The sequence below is a fragment of the Pedobacter heparinus DSM 2366 genome (genome assembly GCF_000023825.1).
Classification (GTDB): domain Bacteria; phylum Bacteroidota; class Bacteroidia; order Sphingobacteriales; family Sphingobacteriaceae; genus Pedobacter; species Pedobacter heparinus.
In genome coordinates, this window is the sequence record NC_013061.1 from 4406533 (window position 1) to 4423382 (window position 16850).

At 39.8% G+C, this 16850-nt stretch carries 15 protein-coding genes and 1 tRNA gene; 12 read left to right on the plus strand and 4 right to left on the minus strand.

Annotation, left to right across the window (positions count from 1 at the left end; genetic code table 11):
- Positions 1-32: 32 nt before the first annotated feature.
- From PHEP_RS18425 to PHEP_RS18435, 3 genes are read left to right on the plus strand one after another with little or no spacing between them, the layout of a single operon-like run.
- A complete protein-coding gene (locus tag PHEP_RS18425; RefSeq protein WP_015809493.1) occupies positions 33-2678 on the plus strand; it encodes a TonB-dependent receptor in 2646 nt (881 codons plus the stop codon).
- 46 nt (positions 2679-2724) lie between these two features.
- Positions 2725-3483, plus strand: a complete 759-nt coding sequence (locus PHEP_RS18430; RefSeq protein WP_015809494.1) for a DUF4249 domain-containing protein — start codon at positions 2725-2727, stop codon at positions 3481-3483.
- A 10-nt stretch (positions 3484-3493) separates the two neighbouring features.
- Positions 3494-4390: a sterol desaturase family protein gene (locus PHEP_RS18435; RefSeq protein ID WP_015809495.1), complete on the plus strand. Its 897-nt coding sequence runs from the start codon at positions 3494-3496 to the stop codon at positions 4388-4390.
- Between the two features lie 7 nt (positions 4391-4397).
- Here the strand turns inward: PHEP_RS18435 and PHEP_RS18440 are convergent, their stop codons facing one another.
- Entirely contained in the window at positions 4398-5300 is a 903-nt protein-coding gene (locus PHEP_RS18440; RefSeq protein ID WP_015809496.1) for a pirin family protein, read from the minus strand.
- 93 nt (positions 5301-5393) lie between these two features.
- On the opposite strand from PHEP_RS18440, the gene PHEP_RS18445 reads away from it, so the two are divergent.
- Both PHEP_RS18445 and PHEP_RS18450 read left to right on the plus strand, forming a co-directional pair.
- Positions 5394-5984: a lycopene cyclase domain-containing protein gene (locus PHEP_RS18445; protein ID WP_015809497.1), complete on the plus strand. Its 591-nt coding sequence runs from the start codon at positions 5394-5396 to the stop codon at positions 5982-5984.
- Complete coding sequence (locus tag PHEP_RS18450; protein WP_015809498.1) at positions 5977-6216, plus strand: cytochrome b5 domain-containing protein; 240 nt, start codon at positions 5977-5979, stop codon at positions 6214-6216. Before PHEP_RS18445 ends, PHEP_RS18450 begins: the two co-directional genes overlap by 8 nt.
- 51 nt (positions 6217-6267) lie before the next feature.
- Here the strand turns inward: PHEP_RS18450 and PHEP_RS18455 are convergent, their stop codons facing one another.
- Positions 6268-7188, minus strand: coding sequence for a PfkB family carbohydrate kinase (locus tag PHEP_RS18455; RefSeq protein WP_015809499.1), 921 nt, complete (start codon positions 7186-7188; stop codon positions 6268-6270).
- Between the two features lie 143 nt (positions 7189-7331).
- On the opposite strand from PHEP_RS18455, the gene PHEP_RS18460 reads away from it, so the two are divergent.
- Both PHEP_RS18460 and PHEP_RS18465 read left to right on the plus strand, forming a co-directional pair.
- Positions 7332-7405 (plus strand) — tRNA-Asn (locus tag PHEP_RS18460).
- Positions 7406-7552: 147 nt separating this feature from the next.
- Positions 7553-7912, plus strand: coding sequence for a DUF2200 domain-containing protein (locus PHEP_RS18465; RefSeq protein ID WP_015809500.1), 360 nt, complete (start codon positions 7553-7555; stop codon positions 7910-7912).
- Positions 7913-7978: 66 nt separating this feature from the next.
- Here the strand turns inward: PHEP_RS18465 and PHEP_RS18470 are convergent, their stop codons facing one another.
- Together PHEP_RS18470 and murB are read right to left on the minus strand one after the other, a co-directional pair.
- On the minus strand, positions 7979-8509 hold the full coding sequence (locus PHEP_RS18470; protein ID WP_015809501.1) for an RNA polymerase sigma factor: 531 nt from the start codon (positions 8507-8509) through the stop codon (positions 7979-7981).
- Between the two features lie 164 nt (positions 8510-8673).
- Entirely contained in the window at positions 8674-9690 is a 1017-nt protein-coding gene (gene murB / locus PHEP_RS18475) for a UDP-N-acetylmuramate dehydrogenase (protein ID WP_015809502.1), read from the minus strand.
- Between the two features lie 206 nt (positions 9691-9896).
- Here murB and PHEP_RS18480 point away from each other — a divergent pair, with 206 nt between their 5' ends.
- From PHEP_RS18480 to PHEP_RS18500, 5 genes are all read left to right on the plus strand, one after another.
- A complete protein-coding gene (locus PHEP_RS18480; protein WP_015809504.1) occupies positions 9897-10505 on the plus strand; it encodes a TetR/AcrR family transcriptional regulator in 609 nt (202 codons plus the stop codon).
- 117 nt (positions 10506-10622) lie between these two features.
- Positions 10623-11228, plus strand: coding sequence for a TetR/AcrR family transcriptional regulator (locus tag PHEP_RS18485; RefSeq protein ID WP_015809505.1), 606 nt, complete (start codon positions 10623-10625; stop codon positions 11226-11228).
- Positions 11229-11243: 15 nt separating this feature from the next.
- Positions 11244-12587 (plus strand): TolC family protein, encoded by a 1344-nt coding sequence (locus tag PHEP_RS18490; protein ID WP_015809506.1) that lies wholly within the window; start codon positions 11244-11246, stop codon positions 12585-12587.
- On the plus strand, positions 12584-13648 hold the full coding sequence (locus PHEP_RS18495; RefSeq protein WP_015809507.1) for an efflux RND transporter periplasmic adaptor subunit: 1065 nt from the start codon (positions 12584-12586) through the stop codon (positions 13646-13648). The genes PHEP_RS18490 and PHEP_RS18495 overlap by 4 nt, the downstream gene beginning before the upstream one ends.
- Before the next feature lie 6 nt (positions 13649-13654).
- A complete protein-coding gene (locus PHEP_RS18500; protein WP_015809508.1) occupies positions 13655-16846 on the plus strand; it encodes an efflux RND transporter permease subunit in 3192 nt (1063 codons plus the stop codon).
- Positions 16847-16850: the final 4 nt, after the last annotated feature.

Below are 16850 nucleotides of genomic sequence, written 5' to 3' on the forward strand. Positions count from 1 at the left end.
GGCTACATAACCTTAAACACACAAATACTTATATGAAATCAAATGGATCAGTCAGGTTTCTGACACTCATTACCTTAATATTGCTTTTACTGGCCTTGGCACAAGTTAGGGCACAAGCACAGGAGCAGCTTACCAGAAAAATAACAATTACCTTAAAAGATGAAATATTGAAAAATGCACTCGATAAGATCACGAGTGTAAGCGGTGTTAAGTTCACTTATAATGAACTGGTGGCCAAGAGTAAAATAACCATTAGCGTAAATGCAAAAGATAAGCCGCTTTCGGCAGTGCTTACCACAGCATTTGCCGGACAGCCACTTCAGTTTAGTGCACTTGACAAAGAAATTTTTATACGTTTAGATCTTGCTAAAGAAAAAAAGCCGGAAGCCGGCCCGGCGGCAAATCCGGTGACAAGTCTGGAAAAACACACTTTAAGTGGTACTATTAAATCTGCAGCCACAGGAGAAACACTGATAGCGGCCACCATCAGGGTTGCGGATACCAAATTTGCCACTTTAAGTAATGAATACGGATTTTATTCTATAACCCTACCAAAAGGCAATTATAACATTGAGGTAAAAGCAGTGGGCGCTAAAAGTTATAAAGCCAAGGCAGATCTAGATAAAAACATCGTCTTAAATGTGGCACTGGATGATGATTTAAATGAACTTGAAACAGTAACCATCACCACAAAAGCCAGCAAAAGAGATATTGAAAGTCCGCAAATGGGTATGGAACGACTTAGTATCAGTGAAACTAAAAATGTTCCGGTGTTGCTGGGCGAAAGGGATGTAATTAAAACCCTGCAGCTTTTACCAGGTGTAAAAACATCGGGCGAAGGGAGTGGGGGTTTCTTTGTACGTGGCGGCAGTGCCGATCAGAACATGATCCTTTTAGATGAAGCTCCGGTTTACAATGCCACCCACTTACTCGGCTTTTTCTCTACTTTCAATTCCGATGCCATTAAAAATGTAACCCTTTATAAAAGTGGCATGCCTGCCCAATATGGAGGCGCTTTATCTTCTGTTCTGGATGTTAAAATGAACGATGGCAACAATCAGAAATTTGGGGTAAGTGGTGGCATAGGCCTTATTGCAGCCCGTATCAATGTAGAGGGGCCCATACAAAAGGATAAATCTTCTTTTCTCATCTCGGCAAGAAGAACCTATGCAGATATGTTCCTTAAGCTTTCCAGCGATTCGGCTACCAAAAATTCCCAGCTGTATTTTTACGATATCAATCTTAAAGCAAACTACTTCTTAGGCGAAAAAGACCGCTTATTTATTTCAGGCTATTTTGGTAAGGATATCCTGAAGTCTGATAACCTTTCGGGAATAGACTGGGGCAATGCCACATCGACCATAAGATGGAACCATATTTTTAGCAGCAAGTTATTTTCCAATACCTCATTGATATTCAGCAATTACAATTATAAGATTCAGTCGAACAGTGACGAAAGCTCCGTCAGACTCTTCTCACAAATCAGGGACTGGAACTTCAAGGAAGACCTGCAATGGTATGCCAACGATAGAAATACACTTAGTTTGGGGTTTAACTCCATTTTTCATACCATCAAGCCCGGAGAAGTACAGGCCAATGGAGACTCCGGCTTTATTTCTCAGAAACTTCAGGACAGATATTCCATGGAAAATGCTGTTTACCTGAGTAATACCTGGAAAGCCAGCACTGTTCTTAATTTTACTTACGGCTTAAGGGTTTCGGCTTTCAGCATTCTTGGAAAAGGTGAGTATTATACCCTGGACACGGAAGGGAATGTAACCAGTTCAACGAATTACAAACCTGGTGACTTGGTTAAAACCTATGTAAACCTGGAGCCCCGTTTCGCAGCAGCGCTACAGCTAAACAGCACCACTTCAATTAAGGCTTCTTATGTGAGAAATGCCCAGAACCTGCACCTGATTGCCAACTCAAATTCTTCATCACCTACAGACAGGTGGGTTGCAAGTACCAATATCATTAAACCTGAACTTAGCGATCAGGTATCACTGGGCTATTACAAAAACCTGGGTACTGATGCTTATGAGCTCACTGTTGAAACATATTATAAAACGCTTCAAAATCAGATCGACTACCGTAATGGTGCCGACATTTACACCAACAGGCCCATAGAGACCCAATTGCTATTTGGTAAGGGAAGGGCTTATGGTATCGAATTTCTGATCAAAAAGAAAACAGGTCGGTTAACAGGCTGGCTGGCCTATACTTTGTCTAAAACCGAAAGAAAAATAGATGGCATCAACAACAATACCTGGTATAATGCCAGACAGGACAGGACACACGACATTTCTATAGTAAGCATGTACCAGCTCAGTAAAAGATGGTCTCTATCAGCCAATTGGGTATTTGCCACAGGAAATGCCGTTACCTTTCCAAACGCAAAATACAAAATGCTCGGGCACAGTTATTTCTTTTTCTCGGAAAGGAATGCCGACAGGATGCCGAGCTATCACCGCCTGGATCTGGGTGCAACAAGGCAGCTAAAACAGACCAAAAAGTTCTCATCAGAACTTAATTTCAGTCTTTATAATGCTTACGGACGCGAGAATGCCTATCGCATTACTTTTAGGGATAAGGAAACAGACCCCAACAGAACAGAAGCCATCAGAACAACGCTTTTCAGGTTCGTTCCGTCAATTTCGTATAATTTTAAATTTTAAACCTATGAAACCAATACTTCGTTTTATAATTTTGGCAATAATCTCAATGTTTTGGTCTTGCGAAAAAGCCATAGACCTCAAATTAAAAGATAGTGACATTACTAAATATGTGATTGAAGGTGCAGTTACTAACCAATCAAATGGTTGCAAGGTAATTATAAGTGAGACAAAAAAATTTAGCGATGACAACCAATTTAATGGGATAAGCGGTGCAATCGTAAAAATTGAAAACAATGGCAGCACATTTATGTTAACAGAAACAGGAAAAGGCATATATGAAAATCTGACAGTTACCGGGGTACCAGGACAAACTTACCGCCTTACAGTAACCATAAAGGGTGAGGTATTTAAGGCCTCGAGCACTATGCCTGCTGTGGTTGATTTTTTGGACTTTACACTTAAACCAAACGATGTGGACACCATCAGGGCCACGCCAAGGGTAAAATTTAAAGACCCTTTAGCAACGCGTAACTATTACTGGTTTCAGCAGTACATTAACGATAAATTGCTTATGGAATACAAGGTACTTAATGATGAATATACATCGGGGCAGGAAGTTAATGAATACCTTGTATACGAAAATACAACAAAGAACCGTGCGCTTAATTTAAAAAAAGGCGACAGACTGACTGCAGAAATGCATTGTATTGATGAACCGGTATTCACCTATCTGTTTAGCCTGTTTGGTGCAAATGGAGCTGATAATGGTGCCGCCCCTACCAATCCGCTAAGCAATATCAGCGGAGGCGCGCTTGGCTTTTTCAGTGCGCACACTGTACAGCTAAAGACTATTGTGATTCCTTAATAAGTAAAAAATGAATGAATTAGATCAAGGTATAACCGTTGGGGCATTGTTTGGCTTTGTCATATTGCTTACCTTATTCGAAATGTATTTTAGTTACGCCCATGATAGAAAACACTATCATGGGCGTGATACCCTTACCAATATCTATTTGATGATTGCAGCATTTGTAATCAATGTGCTAACCAAAGCAGGCACATTTATGCTGCTGGATTATGTTTACCATCATTACAGGCTTTTCCAGGTCAAGAACATTTACCTATACTGGCTTGTATTGATCCTGGCACAAGACCTGCTTTACTGGCTGCTGCACTATACCGGCCACTATGTGCGTTTTTTTTGGGCCATGCACGTTACCCATCACTCTTCCCCCTATTTTAACCTCACAACAGGGTTCCGTTCTACTGTTTTCGAACCCTTATACCGGGTGTTTTTTTATTTGCCACTTGCCTTTATGGGCTTTAGTGCCATGGATATTTTATTTGCCTACCTGGTTACCCAGATTTACGGTAATCTGGTGCATACCCAAACCATAGGCAAGTTGCAGCCCTGGTTCGAATATATCTTTGTAACACCATCACACCATCGGGTCCATCACGCCAGTAACCTGAGGTACCTGGACAAAAATATGGGTATGGTGCTTATTTTATGGGACCGACTTTTCGGCACTTTTCAGGAAGAAGTTCCGGAAGAAGAGATTGTATATGGCTTAACCAAACAGCCTGAAGACACGGGGGCTGTAAATATCATTTTTCATGAATTCAAGGCCTTAATCGCCGACGCAAAGAAAGCTCCTGATTTTAAGGATAAGGTAAAATATTTTTTATACCCACCAGGATGGAGCCATGATGGCAGCAGCCAGACAGCCAAAACAATGCAACGTGAAATGAAACAGCAGAAAGTGGCTTAAGCACTTATTAACCTGGTTTATGGGGCTTAATGTGATCACTTTGTGGTGGCAGGGGCACAAAATCAGTTTCTCCGGGTACCGGAACAAATGATTGCTCCAACCACATTGTTTTTGCTTCTTCAATCCTTTCAGGTGTAGAGGCTACAAAATTCCAGTAAATGATCCGTCCTTCATCAAAAGGTTCACCTCCAAAAATATAAATGGTTGTATTTTCCTGCATGTTAAATGCACAAAGCTTGCTGTCTTTTGCTACCAGTAACTGTTTCGGGCCAAAAGTATTGCCCTCACTTTCGATGGCGCCTTCTAAAATGTACAAGGCACTCTCCCCAAAAAGGTCCTTACCTATCTGAATAGATCGCGGACCTTTGGTTTTTAATTCCAGAAAATAAAGGGGGCTATAGACCGGCACCTCAGATTTTCTGCCAAAAACTTCACCGGCAATAAGTTTAAAATGTACTCCGTTTTCTTCCCATTCAGGCAAGCCTTTTCCTTCCACATGAAAAAACTCAGGTTCCATCTCTTCCAGGTGTTTTGGCAGGGCCACCCAGATCTGCAGCCCATGCATCATTTTATCCGAATGGCGCAGGTACTGAGGTGTTCTTTCTGAGTGTACAATTCCTTTACCGGCAGTCATCCAGTTTACCTGTCCGGGTTTTATTTCTACTTCAGTACCCAAACTATCCTTGTGCATAATGCTCCCCTCAAAAAGATAGGTAAGTGTCGACAGTCCGATATGCGGATGTGGTGGCACATCCATATTCTCGGTATCACTCATACAAACCGGCCCCATGTGGTCTATAAATGCAAAGGGGCCTACCATTCTTTTCTCACGGAAAGGCAATAGCCTGCCCACCATAAAGCTCCCTATGCTGGCCGGTCTTTCTTCAATAATCAGATTGATGTTTGACATGAAATTTTAGTTAATGTTTTTTTCATAGTGAAGAGATTAAATAGACATGCTTCTAAATATAATCATATTTTTGGGAAGAACTTATATTCATCCATGAACAATAGTTATATCAAAACAATATTATTAGCCAGTTGTTTAACAGGAATTTTCTTTTCTCTTATTACATTTCTTTTATCGGCACTGGGGGTATTATCTGTTGGTCAGCAAACTTTAAGCAAACTCCTTATAGCTGGTCTTCCCTTCATCATCCCCGCATTGGCTTTATGGCTTTATCAGTTTTTAAATTCAAGGTTTCCAAACAACAGCCTCGAAAAATTCAGTTTACTTGTCAGCAACATTCTGCTGGGCATTTGTGTAGCAATGCTATTTTTTGGATACCAGAAGTGGTATACCCTAATTACCACTTTTATCTTGTTAAGTCTGTTAATTTACATTGAATATCTAAACAAATTAAGGTTTATGTACCGCTTTTACCGGTTGTTTATACTTTTGCTGATCCTTTTTTATCCTGTTTACCTGATGGTGATTACACATGGATTCTTAAAATTTAATGCAGAAGCTTCATTAAAATTAGGCATTGGAGGCGTTTCGATCGAGGCTTTCTTTTATTTAATGGCCATGCTGTTAATGGCCGTATATCTGTTTGAACTTTTTAAGCATAAAATAAGCAAATCCAATGGATAACCTGCCCCTGTTTACCAAGCAACAATTAGCCCTGCGCAACGGGCAGGATAAGCCAGAGATATGGGTAGCCTTTAAAGGCCTGATATATGATGTTACAGAAAGTCGTTTATGGCGAAATGGCAAACACTATGAACATTGGGCGGGTCAGGATTTAACAGATGAACTTCCGGATGCCCCTCATACCGAAACTGTTTTTGAAAAGTTTAAGCCCGTAGGAAAACTGGACGCATAAAAAATGGCTATCCATGATCCGGACAGCCATTTTTACGGTTTAAATATTAAACTACGGCTCTATAGTAAATGCACTCAGGTTTACAAATTCCTGCACCCTTGCAGCTACTTCTTCTTGCTTTAGATTTAAAATTTTCTCTATCCCAAATTTTTCTACACAAAAAGAAGCCAGTGCAGATCCGAAAATAATGGCATTTTTCATGTTATTAAAATTGACTGTTCCCACTTTAGCCATATAACCAATAAAACCACCGGCAAAAGTATCACCAGCACCGGTAGGGTCAAATACTTCAGCAAGCGGGAGGGCTGGCGCAGAGAAGATCTTGCCTTCGCCAAACAATAGTGCACCGTGCTCACCTTTTTTAATGATCAGATATTTCGGCCCCATAGTCAGGATTTTTTTTGCTGCCTTAACCAAAGAGTATTCACCTGAAAGCTGGCGAGCTTCGGCATCATTGATGGTCAGCACATCCACCATTTTAATAGTTTCCAATAAATCAGTCATCATAATGTCCATCCAGAAGTTCATGGTATCCAGAACAATCAGCTTTGGCTTATTTTTAAGACGTTTGATCACCGTTTGCTGTACAATCGGCGTCAGGTTGCCCAACATCAGGTATTCACAGTCCTGGTAATTGTCTGGTATGATCGGGTCGAAAGCTTCAAGTACATTCAATTCTGTAACCAGGGTATCACGACTGTTCATGTCGTTGTGATATTTACCAGACCAGAAGAACGACTTTTCGCCTGCCTTTACCTGCAGTCCTTCAGTGTCTATACGGTGTTCAGCAAATGTATCAATGTTCTTTTGTCCAAAGTCATCACCCACTACAGCAACAATTTTTACCTTATCGTAGAAGTAAGATGCGGCTAAACTGGCATAAGTTGCAGCACCACCAACTATTTTATCGGTTTTTCCAAAGGGGGTTTCAATAGCATCAAAAGCTACAGTTCCTATGATTATCAGGCTCATATAAGTTTCTTAAAATTTTTTTTCATTTTTTTCACTGCAAATATTGCATAAATAATTTAAAAGCCCTAATATTGCATTCCCAAAACGAACAAGATATTATTATCTTCAACGGTTCAAAAAGCCCGTTTTGGTAACCGGAATACTCCCGAATAGCTCAGCCGGTTAGAGCATCTGACTGTTAATCAGAGGGTCGCTGGTTCGAGCCCAGCTTCGGGAGCAGCAAAAAAGCCTTATTCTTACGAGTGAGGCTTTTTTGTTTTACGATCACTTTGAAAAGAATTAAGCATTGACAGTAAATTATAGTGACTATATTTAAAATCTAAAAGTCTAACTTATAATTTTTTGACCGTTAACCACGCGTAAAATGAATAATGCAAATCATGCAAGGGTATATAAAATGTCCTTTGCAAGTGTCTATCCACACTACATCCAAAAAGCGGAGAAAAAAGGGCGCACAAAAGAGGAAGTAGACGAAATCATATACTGGCTAACAGGATATGATCAGCAAACATTACAACAGCATATAGATAACAAAACCGACTTTGAGACCTTTTTTGCCCGGGCACCACAAATAAATCCTAATATTTCAAAAATTACCGGAGTAATCTGCGGTTATCGTGTTGAAGAAATCGAAGACCAACTTATACAGAAAGTCCGTTATCTGGATAAGCTGATCGATGAACTGGCGAAAGGAAAGCCAATGGATAAAATTTTAAGAAAATAATAGGAAACCATCCCTAACAAAAAAAGACACATGACGTGTCTTTTTTTGTTAGGGATGGTGTATGTATTACATCACTTCCGTACCCAAAATATCTTTTGAATAGGTTTTCAGGTATTTTTTAAGGATTTGCCGGGCAACATGGATCCTGGTTTTTACCGTTCCTATTGGAATTTCAAGCATTTCTGCAATTTCATGGTATTTATATCCTTCAAAATACTTAACAAAAGGTATATAATATTCGGGTTGCAGCGTGGCTAATGCCTTATTAATATCTCCTATAATAAATTTGCTTTCACTGGAATTTTTGGTTGCACTATAATGCAGGTTTGCAGATGAAATGTCATCAGATTTCGTAATCAGTGCATTGGTTTTCACCAGGCGCCTGTAATTATTAATGAAGGTATTCTTCATAATTGTAAACAGCCATCCTTTTAAATTGGTGCCTTCTTTAAACTTCCCATAATAGGTAACCGCCTTTAGCATAGTATCTTGAACCAGATCATTTGCATCTTCGATGTCTTTGGTAAAATTTAAAGCGAATGATTGTAAAGAAACAGAATGATTGTGAAGCTGTAGGTTGAACTCATTTTTTGTCATAATGTTTAAGTTTTAAGGTTAAAAAAACGAACAAACAGTTTTTGAGTGGCGCTCACTGATTTGTTTAATCTTACACACTAAAGTCTTAACAACATATGTACCAAAAAATAATTTTCCATGTTAAGAAATTAATTTTGGCGCTTAACAATATAAATAAGTCAATATCACAAAATATTTACTTCTCTTTCCAGTTTTACACCAAACTTGGCATATACTGTATTGATAATTTCCTCCGAAAAAGCATACACTTCCTGTCCTGTTGCGGAACCATGATTTACCAATACCAATGCCTGGTTTTTCCATGTGCCTGTTTGCCCTGCCACTTTACCTTTAAAGCCACATTGCTCAATCAGCCAGCCTGCAGCCAGTTTAACCTGATCTCCGGGCATAGGATAATGGACAACATCCGGAAATTTGGCCAGCACAGATTCAAATTGAGCCTGGTCAATCACCGGGTTCTTAAAGAAGCTCCCTGCATTGCCAATTGTCGAGGGGTCTGGCAACTTACTGACCCTTATCGCCGAAACAACCTTAGAGATATCTGCTATCGTAGGATTGGTAATATTCCTGTTTAACAGTTCGGCCTGAATGGCTCCGTACTGCGTATGGAGTACGGCATGCCTGCTCAATTTAAAACTAACGGCAGTAATGATATACCTGCCCTTCAGCTCATTTTTAAAAATACTGTCACGGTAGCCAAATCTGCAATCCTCAAAATTAAAAACCCTTTTTTCTGCCGTGGCAATTTCGTAAGCGGTACAGGAATGAAAAACATCTTTCAGCTCTACCCCATAAGCACCAATATTCTGGATCGGCGCCGCACCTACGGTTCCCGGGATCAGGCTCAGGTTTTCCACACCAGCAAAACCATTCCCTACACAGTAGTTTACCAGATCGTTCCACACCACCCCTGCCCCTGCAGTTACCATTACATTATCCTGATCAACCTTTGAGGAAATACCCGGTATACTTATTTTCAGCACAAGGCCATCAAAATCCTTAGTAAATAAAAGATTACTTCCCCCTCCCAAAACCAATAACTTTTGTGCACTGCTTACAGCCATTCCCAGCAATTCCTCTAAATCGGGTTCAGTAAAAATCTCTGCAAAAAAACTAGAACAAACGTTAACGCCAAATGTATTATATGGTTTGAGGGAAATATTTTCTTGCAGGACTAACATAAACAAGTAAACAGGTTAAATATATGCCACAAATGTAATTGTAAGACTTGTAATAAATATGTTAAAAGTAATATTTAAAAATTTTGACTATTTTTCATCCGTATTATATTTGTTTTTTAATGATGATGAAGCTATCACTATGGTTTCGGCTAAATTGTTAAAATACCTTAAACACAATAAAGGAAGAAGGGACCAGTAAAATTTGTATGGAAAATCAGGATAAAAAGAAAGTTTTAATTATTGAAGCGGCATTAAAACGGTTTGCTCATTATGGATTGTCTAAAACAACCATGACGGAAATCGCAAAAGACATATCGTTCTCCAAAGCTTTGCTTTATTACTATTTCCCTGATAAATTGAGCCTGTATGTAAGTGCAATAGAACACCTGATGCAGATCATCAGCAGAGATCTGGTGAAATCTATTGACAAAACAAGCAGCTCAACAGAAGGCATATTCAAACTGCTGCAAAAAAGACAATCTTTTATTCAAAAATATTACAATCTCCTGGAATCTACGCAACTTATTGGTAATGAACTACCTGATGATCTGTACCAGAAATTCAGTAAGGCAAGGGCTTTTGAAGCCATAATTATCAGCTCTTTGTTTAGCCGGGGCGTTACAAGCGGAGAGTTTATAATAGAAGATCCGAAACTGACAACAGAAATATTCATCGATGCCCTATCTGGCATACACTTCAACATCATGTCTAAAGACAAGAACATATTCCCTGTAAAAGAGCAGTTTAAACAAATATTTATCAAGGAAAAACTGTTCGCCGAGATTTTTCTGGAAGGATTAAGGCCAAAAAAATAAACCAAACAGTCATACAATTGTAAGTTTCAACTGATTTTTAAGAGAAAATTTTTAATGCAGGATTATGGCCGTATTTTTGACCACTTAAATAAAAAAGTCAGAAAGTAAAAAAGTAGAATGGTAGAGACAGATAAAAAAAGAGAGGCTATTATTGAAGGTGCAATTAAGCGTTTTATTCATTATGGGATTAACAAAACCACAATGAACGAGATTGCTGAAGATCTATCCGTATCCAAACCCTCTTTATATTATTATTTTCCTGATAAGAACAGTTTGGTACTTGGTGTCATTGAAAAAATATTCAATGATTATTTTGAAATGGTAGAAAAGGATAAGTTTGCCGACATTTCCCTGGAAGTATGCATGGCCGGCTTTATTGAAATCCGACACCGTTTTTTTCAGAAATATTATATGCTTCATTTATCAGGGGGCAGCCCGGATTCATCATTGAATTCTGAGGAATTAAAAGCGCATTTTATGAAAATGCATGGAAAGAACATACAATTGCATGCAGATATTTTTCAAAATGCAATAAATAAAGGTGAAATCGCAGATATGGAAGTTTATAAAACTGCAGAACTTTACCTGGACAGCCTGGCTGGTATTACCTCTCTTTGTATACTCCATGGCAACAAAGAGTTGTTCCCAAGTAAAAAAGAAATGAAAAATATACTGGAAAGACAGCTTAGCTTATCGGGTATATTTATTAAAGGATTAAAATAACAACAGACTATACATATGAACACAATAATTAAACAGATAAAAGTAATTCCGGTATTGCTACTCGGGTTATTGCTATCAAATACAGTTAACGCTCAGCAAACCATGACGTTAAAGGAAGCATTGAATTATGCAGTACAGAACAGTGTGAAGACACGAAAATCCAAACTGGACATTGATGGCGGAAAGTATAAAACAGAGGAAATCAGAGCTCAGGCCCTGCCACAAATTACAGGTAATGCAGGCTTAACTTATAATCCTATTATTGGCCAGCTGGTAGCAAATATAGGTGGTCAGACCCAATCATTTAAATTGGGCCAGAACTGGAATTCTTCTGCCGGTGTACAGCTTTCACAACAACTGTTCAATCAAACAGTATTTACCGGGCTTCAGGCAGCAAAATCCAGTGAAGAGTATTATAATCTCGTTTCTCAACTTACTGAAGAGCAAATTATTGAATTGGTTGCCAACAATTACTATCAGGTTTTAGTAAACAGACAACAATTGAATGTGGTAGACAACAACATCAAAAATGTAAAAGTTATTGAAAAAATCATTTCTAATCAGTATCAGAATGGCTTGGCAAAAAAGATCGATGTAGACCGTATTAAAGTAAACCTTACCAATTTAGAGACACAGCGTGAACAAACTTTAAATTTAATCACACAATTGGAAAACCAGTTGAAATTCTCTATGGGGATGCCGGTAAGTACTGACATCACTTTACCTAAAACAGAACTTACAGAGGTTACCCGATTACCACAGTTCGCAGACTCTCTTTCGCTGGCCAATAGAACTGAAATCAAAATTTTGGATACTCAGGACAAACTATACTGGCTACAACGTAAAGCTTATGTATCAGAATACTACCCCTCTTTAGCTTTGACAGGAAACTATACCTATTCCAGCCAGAGCGGTAGTTTCGACTTCCTAAGCTCCAACAATACTGCCATAGGTTTTGGCTCCTCTGCTGTCGGCCTTACTTTAAAAGTGCCTATTTTTAATGGCTTTCTGACCCGTTCAAAAATTCGCCAGGCTGATATCGATATTAAAAAAGCAAGAGAAGACAGAAGAGAATCAACAAATTCACTGAATTTGGCTTATGAAAATGCAAAAATCCAGTTACGCAACAGTTTAAATACCATTAATGCACAAAAGAAAAATGCTGAACTGGCCGACGAGATCTATAGAAGTACACAAAACAACTATAACAATGGCCTCGCAAACTTAACAGATCTGCTGGACACAGAGAACGCATTAACAGAAGCACAAAACAGCTATACGCAGGCATTATTAAACTATAAGATTGCCGAAATACAATTAATCAAATCAAACGGAAATATAAAATCACTTTTACAATGAAAAGAATAATCATAGCAGTCCTGATCATCATAGTTGCCGGAGGAGGAATTGCCCTGGTGTTAAGCAACAATAAGAAAAAGAATGCAGCTAAAACTGCAATTGTTGCAGCAGGTGGAGGTGCAGTGAGTGTACGTACTGCAACGATCAAAAAAGCCCCCATTGACCTTGATTTTAGCGTTAACGGAACGTTTGCCCCCAATCAGGAGTTAAACTTCCTTTCAGAAAATGCAGGTCGCGTTACTAAAATATTTGTGGAAGAAGGTTCCAGAGTGAGTAAAGGCCAGATTTTAGCACGTATTGATGCCGAGATCATAAATACGGACAAAGAAACAGCCGAAGCAAATTTACAAAATGCCATCAGGGATGAAGCCAGGTATGCAAGCTCGTTTAAAACTGGTGGAGTTACGCAACAACAGCTGGATCAGGCTAAACTGGCAGTAGAAAATGCACGTTTAAGGTTGCAAAGCGCTACAAGAAAAGTAAGTGATGCCAACATAAAATCGCCAATCAACGGTATAGTCAATAAAAAATATATTGAAGTAGGTGCATTTGTAAATGCACAGGGAACACAAATGTTTGAACTGGTTGACGTTTCCAAACTAAAACTGAAGGTAAACGTAAATGAAAGCCAGGTAGCCAGCTTAAAAATCGGCGACAAGGTACAGATAAAATCCAATGTTTTTCCTGCCGATGATTATACCGGAACCATTACTTTTATTGCCGCTAAGGCCGACAATTCCCTGAACTTCCCAATTGAAATTCAGGTAGAAAACAACGGTAAGCACGACATTAAAGCCGGTATGTATGGAACAGCCATTTTTAAGTTCCCAAAACAGGCGCCTATCCTGACCATCCCACGTGGCTCATTTGTAGGCAGTGTAAGCAGCAATCAGATTTTTGTATTGGAAAATGGAAATACAGCCAGGCTTCGTAAAGTTATTGCAGGCAGAATTATTGGTGACAATGTTGAGGTCATTCAAGGTTTGCAAGAAGGAGAAACTGTAATCACAAGCGGACAAATCAATCTGGTAGACGGCAGTGCCGTAGCACCAGTAAAATAAAAGAATATGAAGATAACAGAAATTTCTATAAAACGCCCTACTCTCGTTATAGTGGTATTTACCGCACTAACGCTGATGGGACTATTGAGCTACTTTTCTTTAAGTTATGAATTACTCCCAAAATTCTCCAACAACGTAGTTTCAATATCAACAATATATCCGGGAGCCTCACCAAATGAGGTAGAAAATACCGTAACCAAAAAAATTGAGGATGCGGTGTCTTCCCTCGAGAATGTAAAGAAGATCAATTCCGTGTCTTACGAAAGCTTATCTGTTGTAACGGTAACGCTGACAGACAAAGCGGACGTCGACTTATCATTGAATGATGCACAACGTAAAATAAATGCCATTCTCGCCGATTTGCCGGAAGAGGTGAAACCTCCTTCACTGAACAAATTCTCTTTAGATGATTTACCGGTAATCACCATGTCTGCATCTGCAAAAATGGATGATGCCACCTTTTATGACCTGATTGATAAACGCATCGCCCCCGTACTTTCGAGGGTAAACGGAGTTGCCCAGGTAACTTTAGTGGGTGGTCAGGAAAGGGAGATCGAAGTAGGACTGGATGCCGACAAAATTCAGGGTTACGGATTATCAGTTCCCCAGATCCAGCAGGCCATACTTACCTCAAACCTTGATTTCCCTACTGGTAGCGTAAAAACCAACAGTGAGGATATCCTGATCCGTTTATCCGGTAAGTATAAAAATGTTGATGAACTGAGGAACCTGGTTGTGGCAACCAGCAAAACCGGTGCGCAAATTCGTTTAAGTGATGTGGCTGATGTTCAGGACGCACAAAAAGAAGTAGAGAAAATTGCCCGTATTGACAGGAAAGGGGCTATTGCAATTCAGATCATTAAACAAACTGATGCCAACGCCGTTGAAGTGAGTAAACAAATGCATAAAGTAATTGCAAACTTAATGCAGGATTACAAAACCAATGGACTGGACATTAAAATTGTAAATGACAGTTCTATCTTTACTTTAGAATCTGCAGACGCCGTTATCCATGACTTAATACTGGCGATTATACTGGTAGCCTTTGTGATGCTGTTTTTCCTGCACAGCTTGCGGAATGCTGCCATTGTAATGGTTTCTATTCCCGCATCGCTGATTGCCACTTTTATCGGGATCAGCCTATTTGGCTATACGTTAAACCTGATGTCATTACTGGGGCTCTCGCTGGTAGTAGGTATCCTTGTGGATGATGCAATTGTGGTACTCGAAAACATTTACCGACACATGGAAATGGGTAAAAACCGTGTCCGCGCTGCCTTCGACGCAACAAGTGAAATCGGATTTACCGTAGTTTCAATTACCCTGGTAATTGTAGTGGTATTCTTCCCTATTGCAGTAAGTACGGGTCTGGTATCAAACATTTTGCGCCAATTCTGTGTGGTAGTTATTATTGCAACACTATTATCTCTTGTGGCCTCATTTACCATCGTTCCATTATTATCATCCCGTTTTGGTAAACTGGAAAGGATTGAAGGTAAAAATATTTTCGGCAGGTTTATTTTATGGTTTGAAAAACAACTCCACACATTTACAGTTTGGATCACAGGCATATTAACCTGGACACTGCGTAATAAAGCAGTAACCATTATTGGTGTATTCCTTTTATTGTTCAGTTCCTGCGGCCTAACCATCGGTGGGTTCATTGGTACTGAGTTTTTCCCGAAGAGTGACAAAGGTGAGTTCCTGGTACAGATAGAGCTCCCTAAGGATGCTTCCCTTGAGAAAACAAATCAATTTACCCAAAAAGCAGAAGAGTTCCTGTCAACCAAACCAGAGATTACCCAAATGATCACTACAGTTGGTCAGGCCAGTGGTGATTTTGGTGGAACACAGGCTACAGCCTACAAATCTGAGATCAACGTAAAACTCGTAGACCGCAAAGACCGTAAGGATGAATCCAGTATTTATGCAACCAAAGTGAGCAGGGAACTGGCCAGACACCTGGTAGGTGCCAATGTTAAAACTGTTCCGATCAGTATCCTGGGTATCGCAGAGAACGCTCCTATCCAGCTGATTGTTACGGGCCCCGACCTGGATAGTGTTTTACGCTATGCCGAAGCGGCTAAGGGCGTACTGTCAACCATTGAAGGTGCCGCAGAACTAAAGCTCTCGGTAGAGAAAGGTAGCCCTGAGATTAACGTACAGGTAGACCGTGATAAGATGGCTGCATTGGGATTGACCTTGCAAACTGTAGGTGCCACCATGCAAACAGCTTTTAGCGGCAATACTGACGGAAAGTTCCGTAAAGGTGAATATGAATATGACATCAACATCAGGTACCAGGCTTTCAACCGTAAAAACATAGACGATGTAAGAAACCTGATCTTCGTAAATGCAAACGGCCAGCAGATTAAGCTTTCCCAGTTTGCAGATATCAAGGAAGGTGCCGGCCCAAGTCAGCTGGAAAGAAAAGATAAAAGCACTTCTGTTACTGTAAAAGCACAATCAATTGGTAGGCCAACGGGTACTGTAGTAGCCGAATTTGGTGCCAAGCTGGAACAGTTGGAAAAAGAGGGTAAGCTGAAAAAACCTGTAGGTGTAAATTATGTATGGGGCGGCGACCAGGAAAACCAGAGCGAGGGTTTCGGTACTTTAGGTATTGCCCTACTTTCGTCTATCATACTGGTATACCTGATCATGGTTGCTTTGTACGATAGCTTTATTTATCCTCTGGTAGTCATGTTCTCAATTCCATTGTCAATTATCGGGGCCTTGCTGGCACTTGCACTGGCCAACCAGTCGCTCGGTATCTTTACCATATTGGGTCTGATCATGCTGATTGGTCTGGTAGCCAAAAATGCGATCATCCTGGTCGATTTTACCAATCAGATGAAAGCCGAAGGAAAAACTACGCATGAAGCGCTGATTTTAGCCAATCACGCCCGTTTGCGTCCAATACTCATGACAACCATTGCCATGGTAATCGGTATGTTACCTATTGCATTGGCCAGTGGTGCCGGTGCCGAATGGAAAAATGGTTTGGCATGGGTAATTGTAGGTGGCTTAACAAGCTCCCTGTTCTTAACCCTGATTGTCGTACCTGTAATGTACCAGGTGTTTGACAACATACTGAATTACTTCGGTTTCAATAAAAAAGGAAAAACCATGGAAGAATTAATGGTTGAACCTTATACGCATAAAGAGGTTAAAGAATATGAAATGGACCATGTCCATTAATGGC

Bases quoted from the DNA above. Each gene is read 5' to 3' on its own strand.
- PHEP_RS18450 (WP_015809498.1), top strand. From the start codon at position 5,977: ATGGATAACCTGCCCCTGTTTACCAAGCAACAATTAGCCCTGCGCAAC.
- PHEP_RS18485 (WP_015809505.1), top strand. From the start codon at position 10,623: ATGGTAGAGACAGATAAAAAAAGAGAGGCTATTATTGAAGGTGCAATT.
- murB (WP_015809502.1), bottom strand. From the start codon at position 9,690: ATGTTAGTCCTGCAAGAAAATATTTCCCTCAAACCATATAATACATTT.
- PHEP_RS18495 (WP_015809507.1), top strand. From the start codon at position 12,584: ATGAAAAGAATAATCATAGCAGTCCTGATCATCATAGTTGCCGGAGGA.
- PHEP_RS18440 (WP_015809496.1), bottom strand. From the start codon at position 5,300: ATGTCAAACATCAATCTGATTATTGAAGAAAGACCGGCCAGCATAGGG.
- PHEP_RS18500 (WP_015809508.1), top strand. From the start codon at position 13,655: ATGAAGATAACAGAAATTTCTATAAAACGCCCTACTCTCGTTATAGTG.
- PHEP_RS18430 (WP_015809494.1), top strand. From the start codon at position 2,725: ATGTTTTGGTCTTGCGAAAAAGCCATAGACCTCAAATTAAAAGATAGT.
- PHEP_RS18435 (WP_015809495.1), top strand. From the start codon at position 3,494: ATGAATGAATTAGATCAAGGTATAACCGTTGGGGCATTGTTTGGCTTT.
- PHEP_RS18490 (WP_015809506.1), top strand. From the start codon at position 11,244: ATGAACACAATAATTAAACAGATAAAAGTAATTCCGGTATTGCTACTC.
- PHEP_RS18480 (WP_015809504.1), top strand. From the start codon at position 9,897: ATGGAAAATCAGGATAAAAAGAAAGTTTTAATTATTGAAGCGGCATTA.
- PHEP_RS18445 (WP_015809497.1), top strand. From the start codon at position 5,394: ATGAACAATAGTTATATCAAAACAATATTATTAGCCAGTTGTTTAACA.
- PHEP_RS18470 (WP_015809501.1), bottom strand. From the start codon at position 8,509: ATGACAAAAAATGAGTTCAACCTACAGCTTCACAATCATTCTGTTTCT.
- PHEP_RS18455 (WP_015809499.1), bottom strand. From the start codon at position 7,188: ATGAGCCTGATAATCATAGGAACTGTAGCTTTTGATGCTATTGAAACC.
- PHEP_RS18465 (WP_015809500.1), top strand. From the start codon at position 7,553: ATGAATAATGCAAATCATGCAAGGGTATATAAAATGTCCTTTGCAAGT.
- PHEP_RS18425 (WP_015809493.1), top strand. From the start codon at position 33: ATGAAATCAAATGGATCAGTCAGGTTTCTGACACTCATTACCTTAATA.